The organism is Serratia sp. LTN-2 (assembly GCF_059740205.1).
In genome coordinates this window covers 1-19,824 of record NZ_JCAXDO010000021.1, presented here as the reverse complement: position 1 = coordinate 19,824, position 19,824 = coordinate 1, and the positions used below count along the sequence as shown (strand labels likewise).

The window sequence follows — 19,824 nt, the reverse complement described above, 5'->3', positions numbered from 1 at the left end:
CCAAAGATGCGCGCCATTCATAGGCAAATCCATTTCTTCTGGACGATTCTGAGCGTTAGAATATGCCGACATTCGATGCACTCACATGAGAAACCTATGCGCATTCACATTCTTGGGATCTGTGGCACCTTTATGGGCGGGCTGGCGATGCTGGCGCGCTCACTGGGGCATGACGTCACCGGTTCGGACGCCAACGTCTATCCACCGATGAGCACGCTGCTGGAGAACCAGGGGATCGATCTTATTCAGGGTTATGATCCAGCCCAGCTGGATCCGGCGCCGGATCTGGTGATCATCGGCAACGCCATGACGCGCGGCAACCCGTGCGTGGAGGCGGTGCTGGAGCGTGGCATCCCTTACGTTTCCGGTCCGCAGTGGCTGCACGACGCCGTGTTGCGCGATCGCTGGGTATTGGCGGTCGCCGGCACCCACGGCAAAACCACCACCGCCGGCATGGCGACCTGGATCCTCGAGGCCTGCGGCTACCAGCCCGGCTTCGTCATCGGCGGCGTGCCGGGCAACTTCGACGTTTCGGCCCGCCTCGGCGGCAGCCCGTTCTTCGTCATTGAAGCCGACGAGTATGACTGCGCGTTCTTCGACAAGCGCTCCAAATTCGTGCATTACAGCCCGCGCACGCTGATCATGAATAACCTGGAGTTCGACCATGCCGACATCTTCGACGATCTGAAAGCCATCCAGAAACAGTTCCACCATCTGGTGCGTCTGGTGCCGGGCAAAGGCAAGATCATTCTGCCGGACAACGACAGCCACCTGAAACAGGTGATGGCGATGGGCTGCTGGAGCGAGCAGGAGCTGGTGGGGGAAGAGGGCACCTGGCGCGCGCAGAAGTTGACACCGGACGCCAGCCATTACGCGGTGTTCCTCGACGGCGAGCAGGTCGGCGAAGTGAACTGGGCGCTGGTGGGCGAGCACAACATGCATAACGGCCTGATGGCCATCGCCGCCACCCGCCACGTCGGCGTGCAGCCGGCGGACGCCTGCCGCGCATTGGGCGATTTCATCAATGCCCGCCGCCGCCTGGAGCTGCGCGGCGAAGCCAACGGCGTCACCGTTTACGACGACTTCGCGCACCACCCGACGGCGATCCTGGCCACCCTGGCCGCGCTGCGCGGCAAGGTAGGCGGCACGGCGCGCATTCTGGCGGTGCTGGAACCGCGCTCCAACACCATGAAAATGGGCATCAGCAAAAACGATCTGGCGCCTTCGCTCGGCCGCGCCGACGAGGTGTTCCTGTTCCAGCCGCATCACATTCCGTGGCAGGTGGCGGAAGTGGCGGATGCCTGTGTGCAACCGGCGCACTGGAGTGCGGATCTCGACACGCTGGTGGACATGGTGGTGAAAACCGCACAGCCGGGCGATCACATTCTGGTGATGAGCAACGGCGGTTTCGGCGGCATTCACGATCGCCTGCTGGACGCGCTGGCGAAAAAGCAGGAACCGAAGGTGACCTACTGATCGCTTAGCCGCATCAGCCAACACAAGGGCCGCATTCGCGGCCTTTTTTACGCCCATAAAAAAGCCCTCGCGAGCGAGGGCAACGGGGTTCGTCGGATAGGACGACGAGAGGGTCTCTGGGAAATCGGCGTTTGCGTCAGAACTCGGCAGTGGCAGTGACGAGGGTAATCAGCTCTGCAAAGCCGTTCCCAGAGTTGTTATTTGTAAATCTCGGCGGTGGCGTGGTAGTTGCCTTCGTTACGCGCTTCGATTACGCGGTAGGCGGTCGCGCCTTTCGCGTCGGCTTTCTCCGACAACGCCTGGCGAATGTCGGTCGGCGCGCCGTCGATGCCGCTGACGGTAATGGTGCCGATAGATTGCAGATTGGTGGTCTGATCGTTAGTCACCAACTGGGCGGCGGAGGCGCCGAAGGAGATGACGGACAGCAAACCGAGTGCAGCAACAGTAGTTTTCATGTTCATGATAGCGATCCTTGGTCATAACAGCCTGGAAGGGCTTGGCAGCGATTTTTATTCTTGAAGGCCGTTATGACAGCGTTTGGTTCCAGAGATGTATTGCCCGTTGCCGGGTAATGCCGGTACTTATTTGTAGATTTCAGCGGTCGCGTGGAAGTTGCCGTCGTTACGCGCTTCGATCACGCGGTAAGCGGTCGCCCCTTTGGCGTCGGCTTTATCGGACAGCGCCTGACGAATGTCGGAAGGTGCAGCGGCGACGCCGCTCACAGTGATCACGCCGGCGGGCTGCAGTTTTGCGGCCTGGGTTGCATCAACAGATTGTGCTGCGAATGCGCCGAAGGAAAGCATGGACAGAACGCTCAGGGTTGCAACGGTAGCTTTAATTTTCATCATCTCACCTCATCGTATTCTTTTATCAGTTCTAACGAACTGTGACTTAGTTCACGGAAATGAGTATACAGCTAGTAACGCGAAAAATTAATAGTTCGCTAACAGTTGCTAGTGAAACTTTAAACCGGTGAACCTTCTTTTTTATAACCGTAAGGAATAAAAAACGCTTATAAAACGATCTTTTGATGTTAATTTTATGTAATTTCAATGAGGTAAGTGCTTTTGACCAAAAGTGCGGAAGATCACAGTGGGTACTGCTGGCTACATGGAGATGTCATGGAAATGTGTTGTAGCGGGATAAAAAAGCAGTGTTAAACGCGGTTGGGGGCCGAGAAGGTAACGCAGGGGTTAAAGAAGCGCTAACAAAATGCGAACGGTAGCCGCACTTTGTTAGCGCCAGGTTTCACAGCTCTTGCTCGAACACGCCCAGGATCGCTTCATGCAGCTTCTGAGCGGTAAAGCCGCTGGACGGGGTGACGAAAATCGTGTCGTCGCCGGCGATAGTGCCAAGGATGCCCTGGGATTTGCCCAATGAGTCGAGCAGGCGGGCGATCAGCTGTGCGGCGCCCGGGCTGGTGTGGATCACCACGACGGCGTCGTTATGGTCGACGTCCAGCACCAGGTTCTTTAGCGGGCTGGTAGTGGTCGGCACGCCGAGTTCGGCCGGAAGGCAATACACCATCTCCATTTTGGCATTACGCGTACGTACCGCACCGAACTTGGTCAGCATGCGCGATACTTTGGATTGGTTAATGTTTTCGAAGCCTTCTTCTTGCAGCGCCAAAACGATCTCGCCTTGAGAACTGAATTTTTCTTCTTTCAATAACGCTTTGAACGTCTTGATCAGATCTTCCTGTTTTGCGGGATTACGCATTTTGCACCGTGGAAAGTTGATAGTGGAAGTCATGATTATGCATATAGATGAATTTTTATGCAACAGAGGCCGACCCAAAGAAAATAAACATGACCGGGCGGCGAGGAAAGGGCGGCATTTTAACAAAATCCGGCCGCGATGAATATGCCCTTTTGACGACGGAAAATCGGCCCGCAGTAGTAAATAAAATGTTATTAAAATGATGTTGTTCTGATGTTGCGTAAGGGTGTAATGTAACGGCCGGTTAACTTGCTCGTGAATAACCTCGCATTATTTTTGATTAGTGTGCGCTATGCCCTTCATGCGTAAGCGATTTAATCTAAAATGGGCGCGACAGCGGCCATTTTATTACACTGGCAGGCAAGAATTGGCTAATTTATTGTTTTTAAAGGTGTAATAATTTAAGGTCCGTAACCAACACATTCACGGCGCTTTATATATTTAAGATAATAAAGGAGTATAGGATGAAAGTTGCAGTTCTCGGTGCTGCTGGCGGTATCGGCCAGGCCCTCGCCCTTCTACTCAAAACCCAGCTTCCTTCAGGTTCTGAACTCTCTCTCTACGACATTGCCCCCGTTACCCCAGGCGTTGCCGTCGACTTAAGCCACATCCCAACCGCAGTTAAAATCAAAGGCTTCAGCGGCGAAGACGCGACCCCGGCTCTGCACGGCGCGGACGTGGTGCTGATTTCCGCCGGCGTGGCCCGTAAGCCAGGCATGGATCGCTCCGACCTGTTCAACGTTAACGCCGGCATCGTGCGTAACCTGATTGAGCAAGTGGCGAAAACCTGCCCGAAAGCCTGCATCGGCATCATCACCAACCCGGTAAACACCACGGTCGCCATCGCGGCGGAAGTGCTGAAAAAAGCCGGCGTTTACGACAAAAACAAACTGTTCGGCGTGACCTCGCTGGATATCATTCGTTCCAACACCTTCGTGGCCGAGCTGAAAGGCAAGCAGCCTGAAGAACTGAACGTGCCGGTGATCGGCGGCCACTCTGGCGTGACCATCCTGCCTCTGCTGTCGCAGATCCCAGGCGTGAGCTTCACCGATCAGGAAGTGGCGGATCTGACCAAACGCATTCAGAACGCCGGCACCGAAGTGGTGGAAGCTAAAGCCGGTGGCGGATCTGCAACGCTGTCCATGGGCCAGGCGGCCGCACGTTTCGGCCTGTCTCTGGTGCGTGCGCTGCAGGGTGAGAAAGGCGTGGTGGAATGCGCTTACGTTGAAGGCGACGGCAAATACGCTCGCTTCTTCGCGCAGCCGCTGGTGCTGGGCAAAAACGGCGTTGAAGAACGCAAAGATATCGGCACCCTGAGCGCCTTTGAACAAAAAGCGCTGAATGAGATGCTGGACGTGCTGCACAAAGATATCGAGCTGGGCGAGAAGTTCATCAATAACTGATCGTCGCCGCGAGTCAGCCGATAAACGCCGCCGGACGCTGTTCCGGCGGTTTTTTTTGCCCTGCGTTCACGACTTGATGCGCGCTTTGCGATCCAGAAGGCAATCGCTGTGCGGATCATAATAGCGGCTTGGCCAGATCTCCGAGGGGTGAACGCCTATCGCTTCGGCGATCAGCCATTCTCCTTTCGGCCATGGGCGCGATAGCGCGTTGGCCAGCGTTGATGAGCTTAATCCTGCCTTGCGTGATACCGCCGCCAACGTGGTGCCCTGCTTGCGTAACGCCGCGATGATGTCTGCCGGGTGCCAGTCCTGCTTCCTTGAATTCATGTTTACATTCCTTTTCTGATTAGCCAAAGTTGCGTTAGTGGTATAACTAACGGGTCAAGGTTAGGCGTTTGAACAACGTGAAACGCTTATTCGGAAATCAGAATACCATTAAATTTCCCAAAAATGACCCAATCAGTTTCCAAATAAATGACTTTGCCCACTATTGTCCAGAGATAATGGCTATGAAAAACGAGTGGTTTGCCGCCAAGGAGCTGACAGGCATCGCAGGATTACCTTCCTCACCACAAGGAATCAATCTGATGGCCCGGCGCGAAGGCTGGCTCAGCCGCAGACGCCAAGGCGTGCAGGGAAAAGCGTTGGAGTATCATATCGACAGCCTGCCGGCAGGCGCGCGCAATCTGCTGATGCTGAGGGAAGACGGGGCGGCATATGACCTGGAGCGCCAGGATCCGTTGTCGGTTTGGATCGAGTATTACTACCATCTGACGGAAAGCGAGCGCGAAAAAATGGTGGCTTTCCTGATGCGGGAAGGGATCGGCGGCCTGCTGGCGCGCATCGACGAAGAAAACGAGAGGTAGTCAGGCCCGTGGGCGCGGGCCTGATGAGAACGTTAAGAAACCCAGGTTTCTTAAAATTCGCGCTGTACCGCCAGATGGGCCAGGCCTTCCAGCGCCGTGCGGTGCTCCGAGGCCGGCAAGACCTGCAGCGCGGCGATCGCCTTGTCGGCTTCCTCTTCGGCGCGTTGGCGGGTGTATTCCAGCGAACCGCATTGCTGCATCGCCTGCAATACCGGCTCCAGCAGGTGGCGGCCGTTGCCTTGCTCAATCGCGCCTCGGATCATCTCACGCTGCGCATCGTCGCCGTTGTGCATCGCGTGCAGCAGCGGCAGGGTCGGTTTCCCTTCGTTCAGATCGTCGCCGGTGTTTTTACCGAGGGTGCTGCCGTCGGCGCTGTAATCGAGCAGATCGTCGATCAGCTGGAAAGCGGTGCCGAGGTAGCGGCCATAATCTTGCAGCGCCTGCTCTTGCTCGGCGCTGGCGCCGGACAGGATCGCCGACGATTGCGCCGCCGCTTCAAACAGACGGGCGGTTTTGCTGTAGATCACCCGCATATAGTTTTCTTCGCTGATGTCAGGATCGTGCACGTTCATCAACTGCAGCACTTCACCTTCGGCGATGACGTTGACCGCCTCCGACATCAACGCCAGCACGCGCAGTGATTCCAGGCTGGTCATCATCTGGAAGGCGCGGGTGTAGATAAAGTCGCCGACCAGCACGCTGGCCGCATTGCCGAACGCGGCATTGGCGGTGGCTTTGCCGCGGCGCATGTCCGATTCGTCGACGACGTCGTCATGCAGCAGCGTGGCGGTATGAATGAACTCGATCAGGGCGGCGACGGTGACGTGCTTGTTGCCTTCATACCCCAACGCTCGCGCCGCCAGGACGGCGATCATCGGCCGGATGCGCTTACCGCCACCGCTGATAATGTAATAGCCAAGCTGATTGATGAGCGTGACATCGGAATTCAGCTGTTCGAGAATTGTTGCGTTCACGGCCGCCATATCTTGCGCGGTTAACTCGGTAATTTGCTCTAGGTTCATTGTATTTTTTTCAGCTGTGTTTCTCTTCACCGCGTTGAGATCGCTGCTCACATCGGTACATGGCGGTAACTGTCCCTATGATTGTACTTGAAAAACGGTTCAGATAAACGCCACGAAAGAAACTGTGTTTTTTTTCTTCTTTTTTGTTCATCTGGTCTTATTCTGCTCTTGTCATGCGCCGCTTTTTTGCGTAGAATTCGCGCCCTATTGTGAATATTTATAGCGCGCTCTGAACTAACACAGTCGGGCACGCGGAAAGCGGAGTTTTATATGTACGCGGTTTTCCAAAGTGGTGGTAAACAACACCGAGTAAGCGAAGGTCAGACCGTTCGCTTGGAAAAGCTGGACATCGCAACTGGTGAAGCGGTTGAGTTTGACCAGATTCTGATGATCGCTAATGGCGAAGATATCAAAATCGGCGTTCCTTTCGTCGATGGCGGCAAGATCAAAGCTGAAGTCGTTGCTCACGGTCGTGGCGAGAAAATTAAGATTGTTAAGTTTCGTCGTCGTAAACACCACCGTAAGCAGCAGGGCCACCGTCAGTGGTTCACTGACGTTAAAATCACCGGCATCAGCGCTTAAGTTAGGAGAGCGGATTAATGGCACACAAAAAGGCTGGCGGCTCGACTCGTAACGGTCGCGATTCAGAAGCTAAACGTCTGGGCGTAAAACGCTTTGGCGGCGAAGCAGTACTGGCAGGCAGCATCATCGTTCGTCAGCGCGGCACCAAATTCCACGCTGGTACCAACGTGGGTTGCGGCAAAGACCACACTCTGTTTGCTTTGAAAGACGGTAAAGTCAAATTCGAAGTTAAAGGCCCGAGCAATCGTAAATTCATCAGCATCGAAGCTGAATAATTTTTCGAGCCTTACGAAATAGATGTAAGCCCCGCAATTCGTTGCGGGGCTTTTTACATTTATGGGCTGCTCAGGTGCGGCCCCGTCAGCGTTGGCGAAGGTGATATGGATACGAAGCAGCAGGTCGGCGTTGGCATTTCCCTGGCGTTAACCACGGCGGTTTGCTGGGGCGCGTTGCCGATCGCGATGAAAGAAGTGCTGGCGGTAATGGAGCCGTTTACCGTCGTCTGGTACCGCTTTACCATGGCCGCGATCGGTTTGGGCGTCATCCTCGCGGTGCGCGGCAAGCTGCCGCCGCTGACGATGTTCCGCCAGCCGCGCTGGCTGCTGCTGTTGGCGATCGCCACGGCAGGGCTGCTGGGCAACTTCGTGTTGTTCAGTTCATCGCTGCAATACCTGAGCCCGACGGCGTCGCAGGTGATTGGCCAGCTGTCGCCGGTCGGCATGATGTTCGCCAGCGTGCTGATCTTAAAAGAGCGCATGCGGGTTACCCAGGCGATCGGCGCGCTGATGCTGATCGGCGGCTTGATGCTGTTTTTCAACGTCAGCCTGGTTGAGATCTTCACCCGGCTGACGGACTATACGCTCGGCGTCATGCTGGGCGTGTGCGCGGCGATGGTCTGGGTGAGCTACGGCGTGGCGCAGAAGGTGTTGTTGCGCCGGCTGGCGTCGCCGCAGATCCTGGTTATGTTGTACACTTTATGTGCGATAGCGTTGTTTCCTCTGGCCAAGCCCGAGGTGATTTTCCAGCTTAGCGGCTGGCAATTGGCGTGCCTGCTGTTTTGCGGCGCCAATACGCTGATCGGCTATGGCGCGCTGGCGGAAGCGATGGCGCGATGGCAGGCGGCGCAGGTGAGCGCGTTGGTGACGCTGACCCCGCTGTTTACCCTGCTGTTTTCAGATTTATTGGCGATGGCCTGGCCTCAGGCGTTCGCCGCGCCGACGTTGAACCTCGTCGGCTATGTTGGCGCGTTTGTGGTTGTGGCGGGCGCTATGTTTTCCGCAATTGGTCACCGGTGGTGGCCGCGACGGGCAGAACCCCCCCAGGTTGCTCCTTTGAAGCAGCCCGGTGAATGATTTACGGAGACGGTAAATGAAGTTTGTAGATGAAGCAGCGATTTTGGTCGTTGCAGGCGACGGCGGCAACGGATGCGTCAGCTTCCGCCGCGAAAAATATATCCCCAACGGTGGGCCTGACGGCGGCGACGGCGGCGACGGCGGCGACGTCTACCTGCTGGCGGACGAAAACCTCAACACCCTGATCGACTACCGTTTTGAGAAGTCTTTCCGCGCCGAGCGTGGCCAGAACGGCCAGAGCCGCGACTGTACCGGTAAACGCGGTAAAGACGTCATCATCAAGGTGCCGGTCGGCACGCGCGTGAAGGATCAGGGCACCGGCGAGATCCTCGGCGACATGACCCGTCACGAGCAGAAGCTGATGGTCGCCAAGGGCGGCTGGCACGGTCTGGGCAACACCCGTTTCAAATCTTCGGTCAACCGTGCGCCGCGTCAGAAGACGCTGGGCACCGCCGGCGAAGCGCGCGATCTGCTGCTGGAACTGTTGCTGCTGGCCGACGTGGGCATGCTGGGTCTGCCGAACGCCGGCAAATCGACCTTCATCCGCGCGGTGTCCGCCGCCAAACCGAAGGTGGCCGACTATCCGTTCACCACCCTGGTGCCGAGCCTGGGCGTGGTGCGCATGGACCATGAGCAGAGCTTTGTGGTCGCCGACATCCCGGGGCTGATCGAGGGCGCATCCGAAGGTGCGGGCCTGGGTATTCGCTTCCTGAAACACCTGGAGCGTTGCCGCGTGCTGCTGCACCTGGTGGACATCGCGCCGATCGACGAATCCGATCCGGTGGAAAACGCCAAAGTCATCATCAACGAGTTGAACCAATACAGCGAAAATCTGGCGCAGAAGCCACGCTGGCTGGTGTTCAACAAAATTGATGTGATTGGTGAGGAAGAAGCCGCCGAACGCGCCAAGGCGATTGTGGAAGGCATGGGCTGGGAAGGGAAGTACTACATGATCTCCGCCGCCAACCGCGAAGGCGTCAACGCGCTGTGCTGGGACGTGATGAACTTCATCAACACCCAGCCGAAAGCGATGGCGATCGAAGAAAGCGCACCGGAAAAAGTCGAATTCATGTGGGATGACTACCACCGCGAGCAAATCGCGGAAGTGGAAGCCGAAGCGGAAGATGACTGGGATGACGACTGGGATGAGGACGACGACGAAGGCGTCGAAATCATTTACCAGAAGTAATTCGGTGATCAAGGGCTCAGCAACGCTGGGCCCTTGTTATTTGAGCGCTTTTTCCGGCAGCCAGCACTGGGCGTTCAGGCCGCGTGCATCGCGGCGGTTTTCCAGCGTCAAACGCCCCTGGTGCAGCTGCACGATGCGGATCACGATATTCAACCCCAGCCCGCTGCCGCCGTAGCGTTGATCCATGCGGCGAAACGCCTGCGTCAGCTCCCCGACCATCTCTTCCTTGATCCCCGGGCCATCGTCGATGACCTGCAGCAGATAGCCATTGTCCTGTGGCGTTAACTGTACCAGTATCGCGCCGCCTTCCGGGCCGTAGCGGTGGGCGTTTTCGACCAGGTTGCGCAGCAGCAGCCGCAGCAGCACCGGATCGCCGTTCACCGCCGCGGCGGCCGGCAATCGCCAGTCCAACGTCTGCCCGCGTTGAGCGGTCATTTCGCCGAGCTCTTCGCGCAGCGGCTGGATCACATCGGCCACCCAATCGAAATGCTGGTAATGGCCGCTGGCGAAGTCTTGCCCGGCGCGCGACAGCATCAACAGTTGCTCGACGGTGTGCATCAGCAGATCGATGCGGGCGATCAGCGCCTGGCTGCCCTTGACCCCCTGTTTTTCCATCAGTTCCAGATGCAGGCGAATGCCGGCCAGCGGCGTGCGCAGCTCATGGGCTGCGTCGGCGGTAAACAGGCGTTCCTGTTGAATGGTGTTGTCCAGCCGTGAGAACAGCTGATTGAGCGCATTGGTGACCGCCACCATCTCCAGACTGTCGCTGTTGATCGGCAGCGGCGTCAGGTTATCGGCAGAGCGCTTTTCCAGCCGCTGCTGCAATTGGTTGAGCGGACGGGTGATCCAGCTGATGGCCCAGAACGACGCCAGCAGCGTGACGATCATCATGATCAGCGAAGGCGCCAACAGCGACGCGATGGCCTCGGCGATCTCGGTATCGACGCGTTCGCTGCGCACTTTGGCAGACAGGGTTTCGTCCACCAGGAAACTGATCTGTTCCTGGCTTTCGTGCCACAGCCAGAAGGCGCTGATGAGTTGCGTGACTAGCAGGATCAGCGCCAGCATCAACAGCAGGCGGCGGCGCATGCTGATCATGACGAAGGTTCCAAACGGTAGCCGATGCCGCGCACGGTGCGGATGCGATCCTTGCCCAGTTTGCGGCGCAGGTTGTGGATGTGCACTTCCAGCGTGTTGGAACCCAAATCGTCTTGCCAGGTGTAGAGATCTTGCTGCAGGAGCTCACGGTTAACCGTCTGCCCGGCGCGCATGATCAGGCGCGCCAGGATGGCGAACTCTTTCGGCGTGACCTCCACCGGCTGCTGTTGCAGGTAGACTTGCTGGCTGGACAGGTTCAGCTGCAGGTCGTCCACCTGCATCAGATTGTCGCTGTGGCCCTGGTAGCGGCGCAGGAGGGCGCGCACGCGTGCCTGCAGCTCAACCAATGCGAAGGGTTTGACCAGGTAGTCGTCGGCGCCGGCGTCCAGCCCGTCGACCCGGTCTTCCAGGGCGTCGCGGGCGGTCAGGATCAGCACCGGCAGATCGATCTGCTGGCGGCGCCACTGCCGCAGCAGTGCGGCGCCGTCCATGTCTGGCAGGCCGAGATCCAGGATCACCATGCTGTATTGGCTGGTGATGAGCAGGCTGTTGGCCTCCGCCGCCGTGGCGGCGCAGTCGCAGACATAGCCTTCGCCGGTCAGCGCCAGCGCCAGCCCCTGTTGCAGCAGTTCATCATCCTCAACGACCAGCAGCTTCATGACGATCCTCAGTTGTTTTGGTAAATATCCCGATACAGGCGGCTTTCGAAGCGCACCAGCGGCGCGCGGCGCTGTTTCTGATCTTCTGGCGGCACGGCATAGCCGGAGAGATACTGCACGAAGGCCATGCGCTGGCCGCTGGCGGTGGTGATGAAGCCCGCCAGGTTGTACACGCCCTGCAGCGCGCCGGTCTTGGCCGACACTTTACCGTCGACGCCGGCTTCGTGCAGGCCGCCGCGGTAGCGCAGCGTGCCGTCATAGCCGGACAGCGGCAGCATCGAGATGAAGTTCAGCTCGTTGTCGTGCTGCGCGATGTACTGCAGCGCCTGCATCATGGTCGCCGGCGCCAGCAGGTTGTGGCGCGACAGGCCGGAGCCGTCGGCGATGATGGTGTTGCCCAGATCGATACCGGCCTTCTGGCGCAGCACCTGCCGAACCGCGTCGGACCCCGCTCGCCAGGTGCCCGGCACGCCGAAGCGTTCGTGGCCGATGGTGCGGAAGACGGTATCGGCGATCATGTTGTCCGATTTCTTCAACATGATCTTCAACAGATCGTGCAGCGGCGCCGACTGGGTTTGCGCGATCACCGTGCCGGTGATGCCGGGACGCGTCTGGCGTTTCAAATGCCCGTCGATCTGGATGCCGGCCTGCGTCAGTTCGTCTTTCAGGATCGCGCCCGCATAGCTGGCACCGTCCTGGATGGCGAAGGCCAACGGCAGCGGTTCGCTGCGCTGCGTCAGGCAGCCGGTCAGGGTAAAGCGGTTCAGTTCGCCCGGCACCACGTCCAGCTCGCAGTACTGCGCGTCTGCGGAACCGCGCGCCAGAGTGCGCACCTGGCTGAACATATTGACCGGATAATAGGAGGCGACGCGGATAAACGCCATGTCGCCCGGGTTCGGCGCGCTGTACAGCGAGACCGAGAAACAGTTGCGATCGACGATGGCGGCGGCCGGCGGCGCGCTGAAGCACTGCGTCAGATCGTTCCACGGCCAGCCGGGCGCTTTGTCATGGCTGGCGAAGACCGAAGTATCGACCAGCACGTCGCCGCTGATTTGGCGCACGCCCTGTTTCTTCAGGACGGCCACCATATTGCGCAGGCTCTGACGTTTGAAGGTCGGATCGCCGCTGAAGCGGGCGATCAGGTTGCCGCGCAGCACGCCGTCGCGGATATCGCCCTGGCTCTCCAGCGTGGTGGTGAAACGGTAATCGGGCCCGAGCTGCAGCAATGCCGCCAGCGCCGTCAGCACTTTTTGGGTACTGGCCGGCAGCGCCATTTGCTGAGAGTGGTAATCGATCGTCGGCGAGCCGGCGCCGATCTTCTGAACGACCAGGGCAAGGTTGGCCCCATCAGGCAGATATTGTGTGTACTCTTCAACCGGGGCCGCATTCGCATTCAGAACAAATGCGCAAGCCAAAGCACTGACAATTCGTGAAAAACGCATAATCTCGGGATAACAGCTGGATAACGTGCCGTCATACTACGGTGCAATCAGGGAAAAAGTAAACGATGACCCTCAAGGAACTCTAGGCTAAAATGCGTATCAAAATGCAAAACCGATCTTGGCTTGGGCCCCGTTCCGAGTCAGGTTTCTTTTGTTTGTCGCCTGGAGGCGGGTGGCGCTATGCCAACCGTGTTTTCATACGAATACGTCAGGATGACGGTTATTTGAACAGGAAAGATTTAGAGGTATTTATACGATGAACCAAATTCCGATGACCTTGTTTGGCGCTGAAAAACTGCGCGAAGAGCTCGAATATCTGAAAAGCGTGCGCCGCCCGAAAATCATTGCGGATATCGCTGAAGCGCGCGAACACGGCGATCTGAAAGAGAACGCCGAGTACCACGCCGCCCGCGAACAGCAGGGTTTCTGCGAAGGCCGCATTCAGGAAATCGAAGCCAAGCTGTCCAATGCTCAGGTGATCGACATCACCAAAATGCCGAACACCGGCCGGGTGATCTTCGGCGCCACCGTATCGGTGATGAATCTGGACAGTGAAGAAGAAGTGACTTACCGCATCGTTGGCGACGATGAGGCCGATTTCAAGAAAAATCTGATTTCGGTAAACTCGCCGATGGCGCGCGGACTGATCGGCAAAGAGCAAGACGATGTGGTGGTGATCAAAACCCCAGGCGGCGACGTCGAGTATGAGATCCTGAAGGTTGAGTATCTCTGATCGAGGCCGTTGGTCATTAATGCGCCAACGTTTTGTAAAGATAGGAAAAAGGCCGCAAGCGGCCTTTTATCTTCGTCAGGCGCATGGCACCTTTTCTTTAACCTGATGGTTATTAACGCGGTAGACTGATCTTGCGCTCTTTCGAAGGGCGGTAAAGAATAAGCGTACTGCCGATAACCTGCACATTGCAGGCGCCCGTTTCGCGCACGATAGCGTCGGCGATCAGGGTCTTGGTTTCGCGATCTTCAGCGGCGATTTTTACCTTGATCAGCTCATGATGCTCCAGAGCCTGTTCAATTTCAGCCAGCACCCCTTCGGTAAGACCGTTATTGCCCAGCATCACCACCGGTTTTAACGGATGCGCCAGGCCTTTCAGGTGCTGTTTTTGTTTATTATTCAGATTCATTGTCTTTTTTGCTTAAGTTGGGATTGAAAACGGTACATTCTACCGCCATCTCATGTATATCACCAAATCGGTCTTCACCGGTGTGAGTCTACGTGAGCAGCGACCCTGACATAAGACTCTTTTTATGATAGTTGGAAAACGAGATGGCTAATAAAAAGCGTTCGGCTAGCTCCAGTCGCTGGTTACAAGAACACTTTAGCGATAAATATGTGCAGCAGGCGCAGAAAAAGGGACTGCGATCCCGCGCGTGGTTTAAACTTGATGAAATACAGCAGAGCGACAAACTGTTCAAGCCGGGCATGACCGTGGTTGACCTGGGCGCCGCGCCGGGCGGTTGGTCGCAGTATGTGGTCACCCAAATCGGCGGCACCGGTCGCATCATCGCCTGTGATATTTTGCCAATGGATCCTATCGTTGGCGTCGATTTCCTTCAGGGCGATTTTCGTGATGAACTGGTGCTGAAGGCACTGTTGGAACGAGTAGGCGAGAGTAAGGTTCAGGTGGTCATGTCCGATATGGCCCCGAATATGAGTGGCACCCCGGCCGTCGATATTCCAAGGTCGATGTATCTGGTGGAGTTGGCGCTGGATATGTGTCGTGATGTCCTCGCACCAGGCGGAAGTTTCCTGGTGAAGGTGTTCCAGGGAGATGGCTTTGACGAGTACCTACGGGAAATTCGCTCCCTGTTTACGAAGGTTAAGATTCGTAAGCCAGACGCTTCCCGCGCCCGTTCGCGCGAAGTGTACATTGTAGCGACAGGGCGCAAACTGTAGTACCCTAACGCTGTTTGTTAACACAGTTGTAAGATGAGGTTAATCCCTTGAGTGACATGGCGAAAAACCTAATTCTCTGGTTAGTCATCGCAGTAGTGTTGATGTCTGTATTCCAGAGCTTTGGGCCCAGCGAGTCGAATGGCCGTAGGGTGGATTACTCTACCTTCATGTCCGAACTGACCCAGGACCAGGTTCGCGAAGCGCGAATCAACGGGCGTGAAATTAACGTTACCAAGAAAGACAGTAACAAATACACGACCTACATCCCTGTCAACGATCCGAAGTTGCTGGATACGTTGTTAACGAAGAACGTAAAAGTTGTCGGCGAGCCGCCTGAAGAGCCGAGCCTGCTGGCTTCTATCTTTATCTCGTGGTTCCCGATGCTGTTGCTGATCGGGGTCTGGATCTTCTTTATGCGGCAAATGCAGGGCGGCGGCGGCAAGGGCGCGATGTCCTTCGGCAAGAGCAAGGCCCGCATGCTGACGGAAGACCAAATCAAGACCACTTTCGCCGACGTTGCCGGTTGTGACGAAGCGAAAGAAGAGGTGAGCGAACTGGTGGAATACCTGCGCGAACCGAGCCGTTTCCAGAAGCTGGGCGGCAAGATCCCGAAAGGCGTGCTGATGGTTGGCCCGCCGGGGACCGGTAAAACGCTGTTGGCGAAAGCGATCGCCGGCGAAGCGAAGGTGCCGTTCTTCACCATTTCCGGTTCCGACTTCGTCGAAATGTTCGTCGGCGTGGGTGCATCCCGCGTGCGTGACATGTTCGAACAAGCGAAAAAAGCCGCGCCGTGCATCATCTTCATCGATGAAATCGACGCCGTCGGTCGCCAGCGTGGCGCCGGCCTGGGTGGCGGTCACGATGAGCGCGAGCAAACCCTGAACCAAATGCTGGTTGAGATGGACGGTTTCGAAGGCAACGAGGGCATCATCGTCATCGCGGCTACCAACCGTCCGGACGTGCTTGACCCTGCGCTGCTGCGTCCAGGCCGTTTCGACCGTCAGGTCGTGGTCGGGCTGCCGGATGTGCGTGGCCGTGAGCAGATCCTGAAGGTGCACATGCGCCGCGTGCCGTTGGCCGCCGACATCGACGCTTCCGTCATTGCGCGCGGTACGCCGGGCTTCTCCGGTGCTGACCTGGCTAACCTGGTCAACGAAGCGGCGCTGTTCGCCGCCCGCGGCAACAAGCGCGTGGTGTCGATGGTGGAGTTCGAGAAAGCCAAAGACAAGATCATGATGGGTGCGGAACGTCGCTCCATGGTGATGACCGAAGCGCAGAAAGAGTCGACCGCGTATCACGAAGCGGGCCACGCCATCATTGGCCGCCTGGTTCCTGAACACGATCCGGTGCACAAGGTCACCATCATTCCTCGTGGCCGTGCGCTTGGCGTGACCTTCTTCCTGCCGGAAGGGGATGCGATCAGCGCCAGCCGTCAGAAGCTGGAGAGCCAAATCTCCACCCTGTACGGCGGCCGTCTGGCGGAAGAGATCATCTACGGGCCGGAAAAAGTGTCTACCGGCGCGTCGAACGACATCAAAGTGGCGACCTCCATCGCCCGCAACATGGTGACCCAATGGGGCTTCTCCGAGAAGCTGGGGCCGCTGCTGTATGCGGAAGAAGAGGGTGAAGTGTTCCTGGGCCGTTCTGTGGCCAAGGCGAAGCACATGTCGGATGAGACCGCGCGTATCATCGACCAGGAAGTGAAGTCGCTGATCGAACGCAACTACACGCGTGCTCGCTCGCTGCTGATGGAAAACATGGACATCCTGCACTCGATGAAGGATGCGCTGATGAAGTATGAAACCATCGATGCGCCGCAGATCGACGATCTGATGAACCGCAAAGACGTGCGTCCGCCGGCAGGCTGGGACGATGCGAACAAAGGCAACAGCTCCGACAACGGCGGCACCCCGAAAGCCCCGACGCCGGTAGATGAGCCGCGCACCCCAACACCTGGCAACACCATGTCCGAACAGCTCGACAAGTAACAACGGCTGTGTAATAACATCAAACCCCGGTACGCCGGGGTTTTTTTTTGCCCGGCGGGCAGTGAACCAGGCAACAGTAAGGTGGATCAACCATGCAGTTAACCGTGCGCGACATGACGCTCAATCTCTCCCATCCGCAGGTGATGGGTATCCTCAACGTGACGCCGGATTCGTTTTCCGACGGCGGCCGTCACAACACCCTGAACCAGGCGCTGCTGCACGCGCACGCGCTGATTTCGGCCGGCGCCACGATGATCGACGTCGGCGGCGAATCGACAAGGCCGGGGGCGGCGGAGGTGAGCGAAGAGGAAGAATTGGAACGGGTCGTGCCGGTGGTGGAAGCGCTGGCGCAGCGCTTCGAGGTCTTTATCTCGGTCGATACTTCGAAGGCGGGCGTGATCCGCGAATCGGCGCAGGCCGGCGCCCATCTGATCAACGACATTCGTTCTCTGCAGGAGCCGGGCGCTCTGACGGCGGCGGCGGAAAGCGGCCTGCCGGTCTGCCTGATGCACATGCAGGGGCAGCCGCGCACCATGCAGCAGGCGCCGCACTACGACGATCTGATCGCCGATGTTCAGACGTTTTTTGAACACCATATCCGGCGCTGCAATGAGGCGGGGATAACAAATCAGAAATTGCTGCTCGACCCCGGCTTCGGTTTCGGTAAAAATTTGGCGCACAACTATCAGCTTCTGGCTCGGTTGTCGGAGTTTCATCGGTTCGGTTTGCCGCTGCTGGTCGGCATGTCGCGCAAATCGATGATTGGACAACTGCTGAACGTGCCGCCGGATCAACGGGTTATCGGCAGCGTGGCCTGTGCAGTGATCGCGGCAATGCAGGGTGCGCAGATTGTCAGAGTGCATGACGTTAAAGAAACCGTCGAGGCGATGCGTGTCGTCGAGGCAACACTTTCAGCAAAGGGACAGTAAGACATGAGCGAGCGCAAATATTTCGGCACCGACGGCATCCGCGGCAAAGTCGGGGACAGCCCCATCACCCCGGACTTCGTGCTGAAGCTGGGTTGGGCGGCCGGTAAGGTGCTGGCGCGCCACGGTTCGCGCAAGATCATCATCGGCAAGGACACGCGCATCTCCGGTTACATGCTGGAATCCGCGCTGGAAGCCGGCCTGGCAGCCGCGGGGCTTTCTGCCTCTTTCACCGGGCCGATGCCGACGCCGGCGGTAGCCTATCTGACGCGCACCTTCCGCGCCGAAGCGGGTATCGTCATCTCCGCCTCGCATAACCCGTTCTACGACAACGGCATCAAATTCTTCTCGATAGACGGCGCCAAACTGCCGGACAACGTCGAAGAGGCGATTGAAGCCGAGATGGAAAAACCGCTGACCTGCGTGGAGTCCGCCGAACTGGGTAAAGCCAGCCGCATCATCGACGCCGCCGGCCGCTATATCGAATTCTGTAAAGGCACCTTCCCGAGCGAGCTGAGCCTGAAAGGGCTGAAGATCGTGGTCGACTGCGCCAACGGCGCCACTTACCACATTGCGCCGAGCGTGCTGCGCGAATTGGGCGCCACGGTGATCGCCATCGGCGTTGAGCCGGACGGCATGAATATCAACGAAAAATGCGGCGCCACCGACGTGCGTCAGCTGCAGGAGCGCGTACTCAAAGAAAAAGCGCACGTGGGCCTGGCGTTCGACGGCGACGGCGATCGCGTGATGATGGTGGACCATTTGGGCAACAAGGTGGACGGCGATCAGATCCTGTACATCATCGCGCGTGAAGGCCTGCGTCAAGGCCAGCTGCGCGGCGGCGCGGTCGGCACCCTGATGAGCAACATGGGGCTGGAGCTGGCGCTGAAGCAGCTGGGCATTCCGTTCGCCCGCGCCAAGGTGGGCGACCGCTATGTGCTGGAGAAGCTGCAGGAGTTGGGCTGGCGCATCGGCGCGGAAAACTCCGGCCATGTGATCCTGCTGGACAAAACTACCACCGGCGACGGCATCGTGGCCGGGCTGCAGGTGCTGACCGCCATAGTGCGCAACCACATGAGCCTGCACGATCTGTGCAGCGGCATGAAGCTGTTGCCGCAGATCCTGGTCAATGTGCGCTTCGCCGGCGAGCATAATCCGCTGGAATCCGAAGCGGTGCGTAAAGTCACCGAGCAGGTGGAAGCCGAGCTGGCCGGTCGCGGCCGGGTGCTGCTGCGCAAATCGGGCACCGAACCGCTGATCCGCGTGATGGTGGAAGGCGAGGACGAGCAGCAGGTGACCGCGCTGGCGCATCGCATCGCCGACGCGGTGAAATCCGCAGGTTAAAACAGACAGTTAGCCGCCGGGCTCGGCAACGCTGAGCCCGAACAGGCGATTGTTGGCGTTTTTTTCCGCAAACGCGCCGGCGGCTGCAAATTGCCCTTGCGCGGGTTGGCGGCTTTGGTTAGTATTCACACCCGCTTCAGTAGGCAGTTTGTAAAAGCGCCTGCTTGATGAGTGTGAAGCATTTGGCATGCGGTTAGGCCGCAAGGATACGGGTACTACTATGTACGAAGCTCTTCTGGTAATTTTCCTGCTGATCTCAATCGGGCTGGTTGCTCTGATTATGCTGCAGCAAGGTAAAGGCGCTGATATGGGAGCCTCTTTCGGAGCAGGTGCATCAGGCACGTTGTTCGGTTCGAGTGGTTCCGGTAACTTTATGACCCGCATGACTGCTGTGCTGGCGACGCTGTTCTTCGTCATCAGCCTGATTCTGGGCAACCTCAGCAGCAACCAAAGCAAGAAAAGCAGCGAGTGGGAAAACCTGGGGCAGCCAGTGAAAACTGAGCAGACAACCGCGCCGGCGGCACCAGCCAAACCGAGCAGCGATATCCCGCAGTAAGCCGCAACAGAGTTTGAAAACGGTGGTTGTGAACTCGAAAGAACAACGGCCGTTAGCAGTAAGAATCAGTACCGAGGTGGTGGAATTGGTAGACACGCTACCTTGAGGTGGTAGTGCCCTAACGGGCTTGTGGGTTCGAGTCCCATCCTCGGTACCAAATCCCAGAGATAACTTGCAATTTTGCGATTATCGGCGTAGTATTTGCCACGTTTTCGGACGCGGGGTGGAGCAGCCTGGTAGCTCGTCGGGCTCATAACCCGAAGGTCGTCGGTTCAAATCCGGCCCCCGCA

Annotated in this window: 22 protein-coding genes and 2 tRNA genes; 15 read left to right on the top strand and 9 right to left on the bottom strand. The window is 57.8% G+C overall.

Going from position 1 to position 19,824, the window contains the following annotated elements; translation table 11 throughout:
* The first annotated feature begins 96 nt into the window (after window positions 1-96).
* Window positions 97-1,476 (top strand): UDP-N-acetylmuramate:L-alanyl-gamma-D-glutamyl-meso-diaminopimelate ligase, encoded by a 1,380-nt coding sequence (gene mpl, locus AC6BYQ_RS24680; RefSeq protein ID WP_033636810.1) that lies wholly within the window; start codon window positions 97-99, stop codon window positions 1,474-1,476.
* Between the two features lie 197 nt (window positions 1,477-1,673).
* Here mpl and yhcN (AC6BYQ_RS24675) read toward each other — a convergent pair whose 3' ends face one another.
* The 3 genes from yhcN (AC6BYQ_RS24675) to argR all read right to left on the bottom strand — a co-directional run bounded on the left by yhcN (AC6BYQ_RS24675) (window position 1,674) and on the right by argR (window position 3,195).
* Entirely contained in the window at window positions 1,674-1,937 is a 264-nt protein-coding gene (yhcN, locus tag AC6BYQ_RS24675) for a peroxide/acid stress response protein YhcN (RefSeq protein ID WP_443004570.1), read from the bottom strand.
* A gap of 120 nt (window positions 1,938-2,057) precedes the next feature.
* Window positions 2,058-2,321, bottom strand: a complete 264-nt coding sequence (yhcN, locus tag AC6BYQ_RS24670; RefSeq protein ID WP_004933574.1) for a peroxide/acid stress response protein YhcN — start codon at window positions 2,319-2,321, stop codon at window positions 2,058-2,060.
* A 403-nt stretch (window positions 2,322-2,724) separates the two neighbouring features.
* Window positions 2,725-3,195, bottom strand: a complete 471-nt coding sequence (argR, locus tag AC6BYQ_RS24665) for a transcriptional regulator ArgR (RefSeq protein ID WP_016929335.1) — start codon at window positions 3,193-3,195, stop codon at window positions 2,725-2,727.
* Between the two features lie 464 nt (window positions 3,196-3,659).
* On the opposite strand from argR, the gene mdh reads away from it, so the two are divergent.
* Window positions 3,660-4,598: a malate dehydrogenase gene (mdh, locus tag AC6BYQ_RS24660; RefSeq protein WP_004933569.1), complete on the top strand. Its 939-nt coding sequence runs from the start codon at window positions 3,660-3,662 to the stop codon at window positions 4,596-4,598.
* Window positions 4,599-4,664: 66 nt separating this feature from the next.
* On the opposite strand, the gene AC6BYQ_RS24655 is transcribed toward mdh, so the two are convergent.
* Window positions 4,665-4,925: a helix-turn-helix domain-containing protein gene (locus tag AC6BYQ_RS24655; protein ID WP_074055411.1), complete on the bottom strand. Its 261-nt coding sequence runs from the start codon at window positions 4,923-4,925 to the stop codon at window positions 4,665-4,667.
* A gap of 182 nt (window positions 4,926-5,107) precedes the next feature.
* Between AC6BYQ_RS24655 and AC6BYQ_RS24650 the strand changes: the two genes are divergently transcribed.
* Complete coding sequence (locus tag AC6BYQ_RS24650; protein ID WP_498057672.1) at window positions 5,108-5,464, top strand: DNA-binding protein; 357 nt, start codon at window positions 5,108-5,110, stop codon at window positions 5,462-5,464.
* Between the two features lie 50 nt (window positions 5,465-5,514).
* Here AC6BYQ_RS24650 and ispB read toward each other — a convergent pair whose 3' ends face one another.
* Complete coding sequence (ispB, locus tag AC6BYQ_RS24645; RefSeq protein WP_019453351.1) at window positions 5,515-6,486, bottom strand: octaprenyl diphosphate synthase; 972 nt, start codon at window positions 6,484-6,486, stop codon at window positions 5,515-5,517.
* Between the two features lie 270 nt (window positions 6,487-6,756).
* Between ispB and rplU the strand changes: the two genes are divergently transcribed.
* The 4 genes from rplU to cgtA all read left to right on the top strand — a co-directional run bounded on the left by rplU (window position 6,757) and on the right by cgtA (window position 9,609).
* On the top strand, window positions 6,757-7,068 hold the full coding sequence (rplU, locus tag AC6BYQ_RS24640) for a 50S ribosomal protein L21 (RefSeq protein WP_004933561.1): 312 nt from the start codon (window positions 6,757-6,759) through the stop codon (window positions 7,066-7,068).
* A gap of 17 nt (window positions 7,069-7,085) precedes the next feature.
* Complete coding sequence (gene rpmA, locus AC6BYQ_RS24635) at window positions 7,086-7,343, top strand: 50S ribosomal protein L27 (protein ID WP_004933559.1); 258 nt, start codon at window positions 7,086-7,088, stop codon at window positions 7,341-7,343.
* 105 nt (window positions 7,344-7,448) lie between these two features.
* Entirely contained in the window at window positions 7,449-8,420 is a 972-nt protein-coding gene (locus tag AC6BYQ_RS24630) for a DMT family transporter (RefSeq protein ID WP_154747204.1), read from the top strand.
* Window positions 8,421-8,436: 16 nt separating this feature from the next.
* Entirely contained in the window at window positions 8,437-9,609 is a 1,173-nt protein-coding gene (gene cgtA / locus AC6BYQ_RS24625) for an Obg family GTPase CgtA (RefSeq protein ID WP_004933553.1), read from the top strand.
* Window positions 9,610-9,645: 36 nt separating this feature from the next.
* Here the strand turns inward: cgtA and pmrB are convergent, their stop codons facing one another.
* From pmrB to dacB, 3 genes are read right to left on the bottom strand one after another with little or no spacing between them, the layout of a single operon-like run.
* A complete protein-coding gene (gene pmrB / locus AC6BYQ_RS24620) occupies window positions 9,646-10,707 on the bottom strand; it encodes a two-component system sensor histidine kinase PmrB (protein ID WP_019453349.1) in 1,062 nt (353 codons plus the stop codon).
* Complete coding sequence (gene pmrA, locus AC6BYQ_RS24615) at window positions 10,704-11,366, bottom strand: two-component system response regulator PmrA (RefSeq protein ID WP_019453348.1); 663 nt, start codon at window positions 11,364-11,366, stop codon at window positions 10,704-10,706. The genes pmrB and pmrA overlap by 4 nt, the downstream gene beginning before the upstream one ends.
* Before the next feature lie 8 nt (window positions 11,367-11,374).
* Window positions 11,375-12,808, bottom strand: coding sequence for a serine-type D-Ala-D-Ala carboxypeptidase (dacB, locus tag AC6BYQ_RS24610; protein ID WP_025159591.1), 1,434 nt, complete (start codon window positions 12,806-12,808; stop codon window positions 11,375-11,377).
* A 256-nt stretch (window positions 12,809-13,064) separates the two neighbouring features.
* On the opposite strand from dacB, the gene greA reads away from it, so the two are divergent.
* Window positions 13,065-13,541: a transcription elongation factor GreA gene (gene greA, locus AC6BYQ_RS24605; RefSeq protein WP_004933539.1), complete on the top strand. Its 477-nt coding sequence runs from the start codon at window positions 13,065-13,067 to the stop codon at window positions 13,539-13,541.
* Between the two features lie 112 nt (window positions 13,542-13,653).
* On the opposite strand, the gene yhbY is transcribed toward greA, so the two are convergent.
* Complete coding sequence (gene yhbY, locus AC6BYQ_RS24600) at window positions 13,654-13,947, bottom strand: ribosome assembly RNA-binding protein YhbY (protein WP_004933536.1); 294 nt, start codon at window positions 13,945-13,947, stop codon at window positions 13,654-13,656.
* A 143-nt stretch (window positions 13,948-14,090) separates the two neighbouring features.
* Between yhbY and rlmE the strand changes: the two genes are divergently transcribed.
* From rlmE to AC6BYQ_RS24565, 7 genes are all read left to right on the top strand, one after another.
* Window positions 14,091-14,720 carry a 23S rRNA (uridine(2552)-2'-O)-methyltransferase RlmE gene (gene rlmE / locus AC6BYQ_RS24595; protein WP_004933533.1) on the top strand — a complete coding sequence of 210 codons (630 nt, stop codon included), beginning with the start codon at window positions 14,091-14,093 and terminating at the stop codon, window positions 14,718-14,720.
* 56 nt (window positions 14,721-14,776) lie between these two features.
* Window positions 14,777-16,708 (top strand): ATP-dependent zinc metalloprotease FtsH, encoded by a 1,932-nt coding sequence (ftsH, locus tag AC6BYQ_RS24590; protein ID WP_004933529.1) that lies wholly within the window; start codon window positions 14,777-14,779, stop codon window positions 16,706-16,708.
* A gap of 92 nt (window positions 16,709-16,800) precedes the next feature.
* Window positions 16,801-17,637 (top strand): dihydropteroate synthase, encoded by an 837-nt coding sequence (gene folP / locus AC6BYQ_RS24585; RefSeq protein WP_019453345.1) that lies wholly within the window; start codon window positions 16,801-16,803, stop codon window positions 17,635-17,637.
* Window positions 17,638-17,640: 3 nt separating this feature from the next.
* A complete protein-coding gene (gene glmM, locus AC6BYQ_RS24580; RefSeq protein WP_019453344.1) occupies window positions 17,641-18,978 on the top strand; it encodes a phosphoglucosamine mutase in 1,338 nt (445 codons plus the stop codon).
* Window positions 18,979-19,198: 220 nt separating this feature from the next.
* Complete coding sequence (gene secG / locus AC6BYQ_RS24575) at window positions 19,199-19,534, top strand: preprotein translocase subunit SecG (protein WP_197807064.1); 336 nt, start codon at window positions 19,199-19,201, stop codon at window positions 19,532-19,534.
* 70 nt (window positions 19,535-19,604) lie between these two features.
* A tRNA-Leu gene (locus AC6BYQ_RS24570) sits at window positions 19,605-19,691 on the top strand.
* Between the two features lie 60 nt (window positions 19,692-19,751).
* Window positions 19,752-19,824: transfer RNA gene (locus AC6BYQ_RS24565), tRNA-Met, on the top strand.

Coding starts and splice junctions, on each gene's coding strand:
- secG (WP_197807064.1), top strand. CDS start 19,199: ATGTACGAAGCTCTTCTGGTAATTTTCCTGCTGATCTCAATCGGGCTG.
- AC6BYQ_RS24630 (WP_154747204.1), top strand. CDS start 7,449: ATGGATACGAAGCAGCAGGTCGGCGTTGGCATTTCCCTGGCGTTAACC.
- rlmE (WP_004933533.1), top strand. CDS start 14,091: ATGGCTAATAAAAAGCGTTCGGCTAGCTCCAGTCGCTGGTTACAAGAA.
- mpl (WP_033636810.1), top strand. CDS start 97: ATGCGCATTCACATTCTTGGGATCTGTGGCACCTTTATGGGCGGGCTG.
- dacB (WP_025159591.1), bottom strand. CDS start 12,808: ATGCGTTTTTCACGAATTGTCAGTGCTTTGGCTTGCGCATTTGTTCTG.
- folP (WP_019453345.1), top strand. CDS start 16,801: ATGCAGTTAACCGTGCGCGACATGACGCTCAATCTCTCCCATCCGCAG.
- pmrA (WP_019453348.1), bottom strand. CDS start 11,366: ATGAAGCTGCTGGTCGTTGAGGATGATGAACTGCTGCAACAGGGGCTG.
- AC6BYQ_RS24655 (WP_074055411.1), bottom strand. CDS start 4,925: ATGAATTCAAGGAAGCAGGACTGGCACCCGGCAGACATCATCGCGGCG.
- greA (WP_004933539.1), top strand. CDS start 13,065: ATGAACCAAATTCCGATGACCTTGTTTGGCGCTGAAAAACTGCGCGAA.
- mdh (WP_004933569.1), top strand. CDS start 3,660: ATGAAAGTTGCAGTTCTCGGTGCTGCTGGCGGTATCGGCCAGGCCCTC.
- ispB (WP_019453351.1), bottom strand. CDS start 6,486: ATGAACCTAGAGCAAATTACCGAGTTAACCGCGCAAGATATGGCGGCC.
- yhcN (WP_443004570.1), bottom strand. CDS start 1,937: ATGAACATGAAAACTACTGTTGCTGCACTCGGTTTGCTGTCCGTCATC.
- ftsH (WP_004933529.1), top strand. CDS start 14,777: ATGGCGAAAAACCTAATTCTCTGGTTAGTCATCGCAGTAGTGTTGATG.
- argR (WP_016929335.1), bottom strand. CDS start 3,195: ATGCGTAATCCCGCAAAACAGGAAGATCTGATCAAGACGTTCAAAGCG.
- rpmA (WP_004933559.1), top strand. CDS start 7,086: ATGGCACACAAAAAGGCTGGCGGCTCGACTCGTAACGGTCGCGATTCA.
- glmM (WP_019453344.1), top strand. CDS start 17,641: ATGAGCGAGCGCAAATATTTCGGCACCGACGGCATCCGCGGCAAAGTC.
- yhcN (WP_004933574.1), bottom strand. CDS start 2,321: ATGAAAATTAAAGCTACCGTTGCAACCCTGAGCGTTCTGTCCATGCTT.
- rplU (WP_004933561.1), top strand. CDS start 6,757: ATGTACGCGGTTTTCCAAAGTGGTGGTAAACAACACCGAGTAAGCGAA.
- AC6BYQ_RS24650 (WP_498057672.1), top strand. CDS start 5,108: ATGAAAAACGAGTGGTTTGCCGCCAAGGAGCTGACAGGCATCGCAGGA.
- pmrB (WP_019453349.1), bottom strand. CDS start 10,707: ATGATCAGCATGCGCCGCCGCCTGCTGTTGATGCTGGCGCTGATCCTG.
- cgtA (WP_004933553.1), top strand. CDS start 8,437: ATGAAGTTTGTAGATGAAGCAGCGATTTTGGTCGTTGCAGGCGACGGC.
- yhbY (WP_004933536.1), bottom strand. CDS start 13,947: ATGAATCTGAATAATAAACAAAAACAGCACCTGAAAGGCCTGGCGCAT.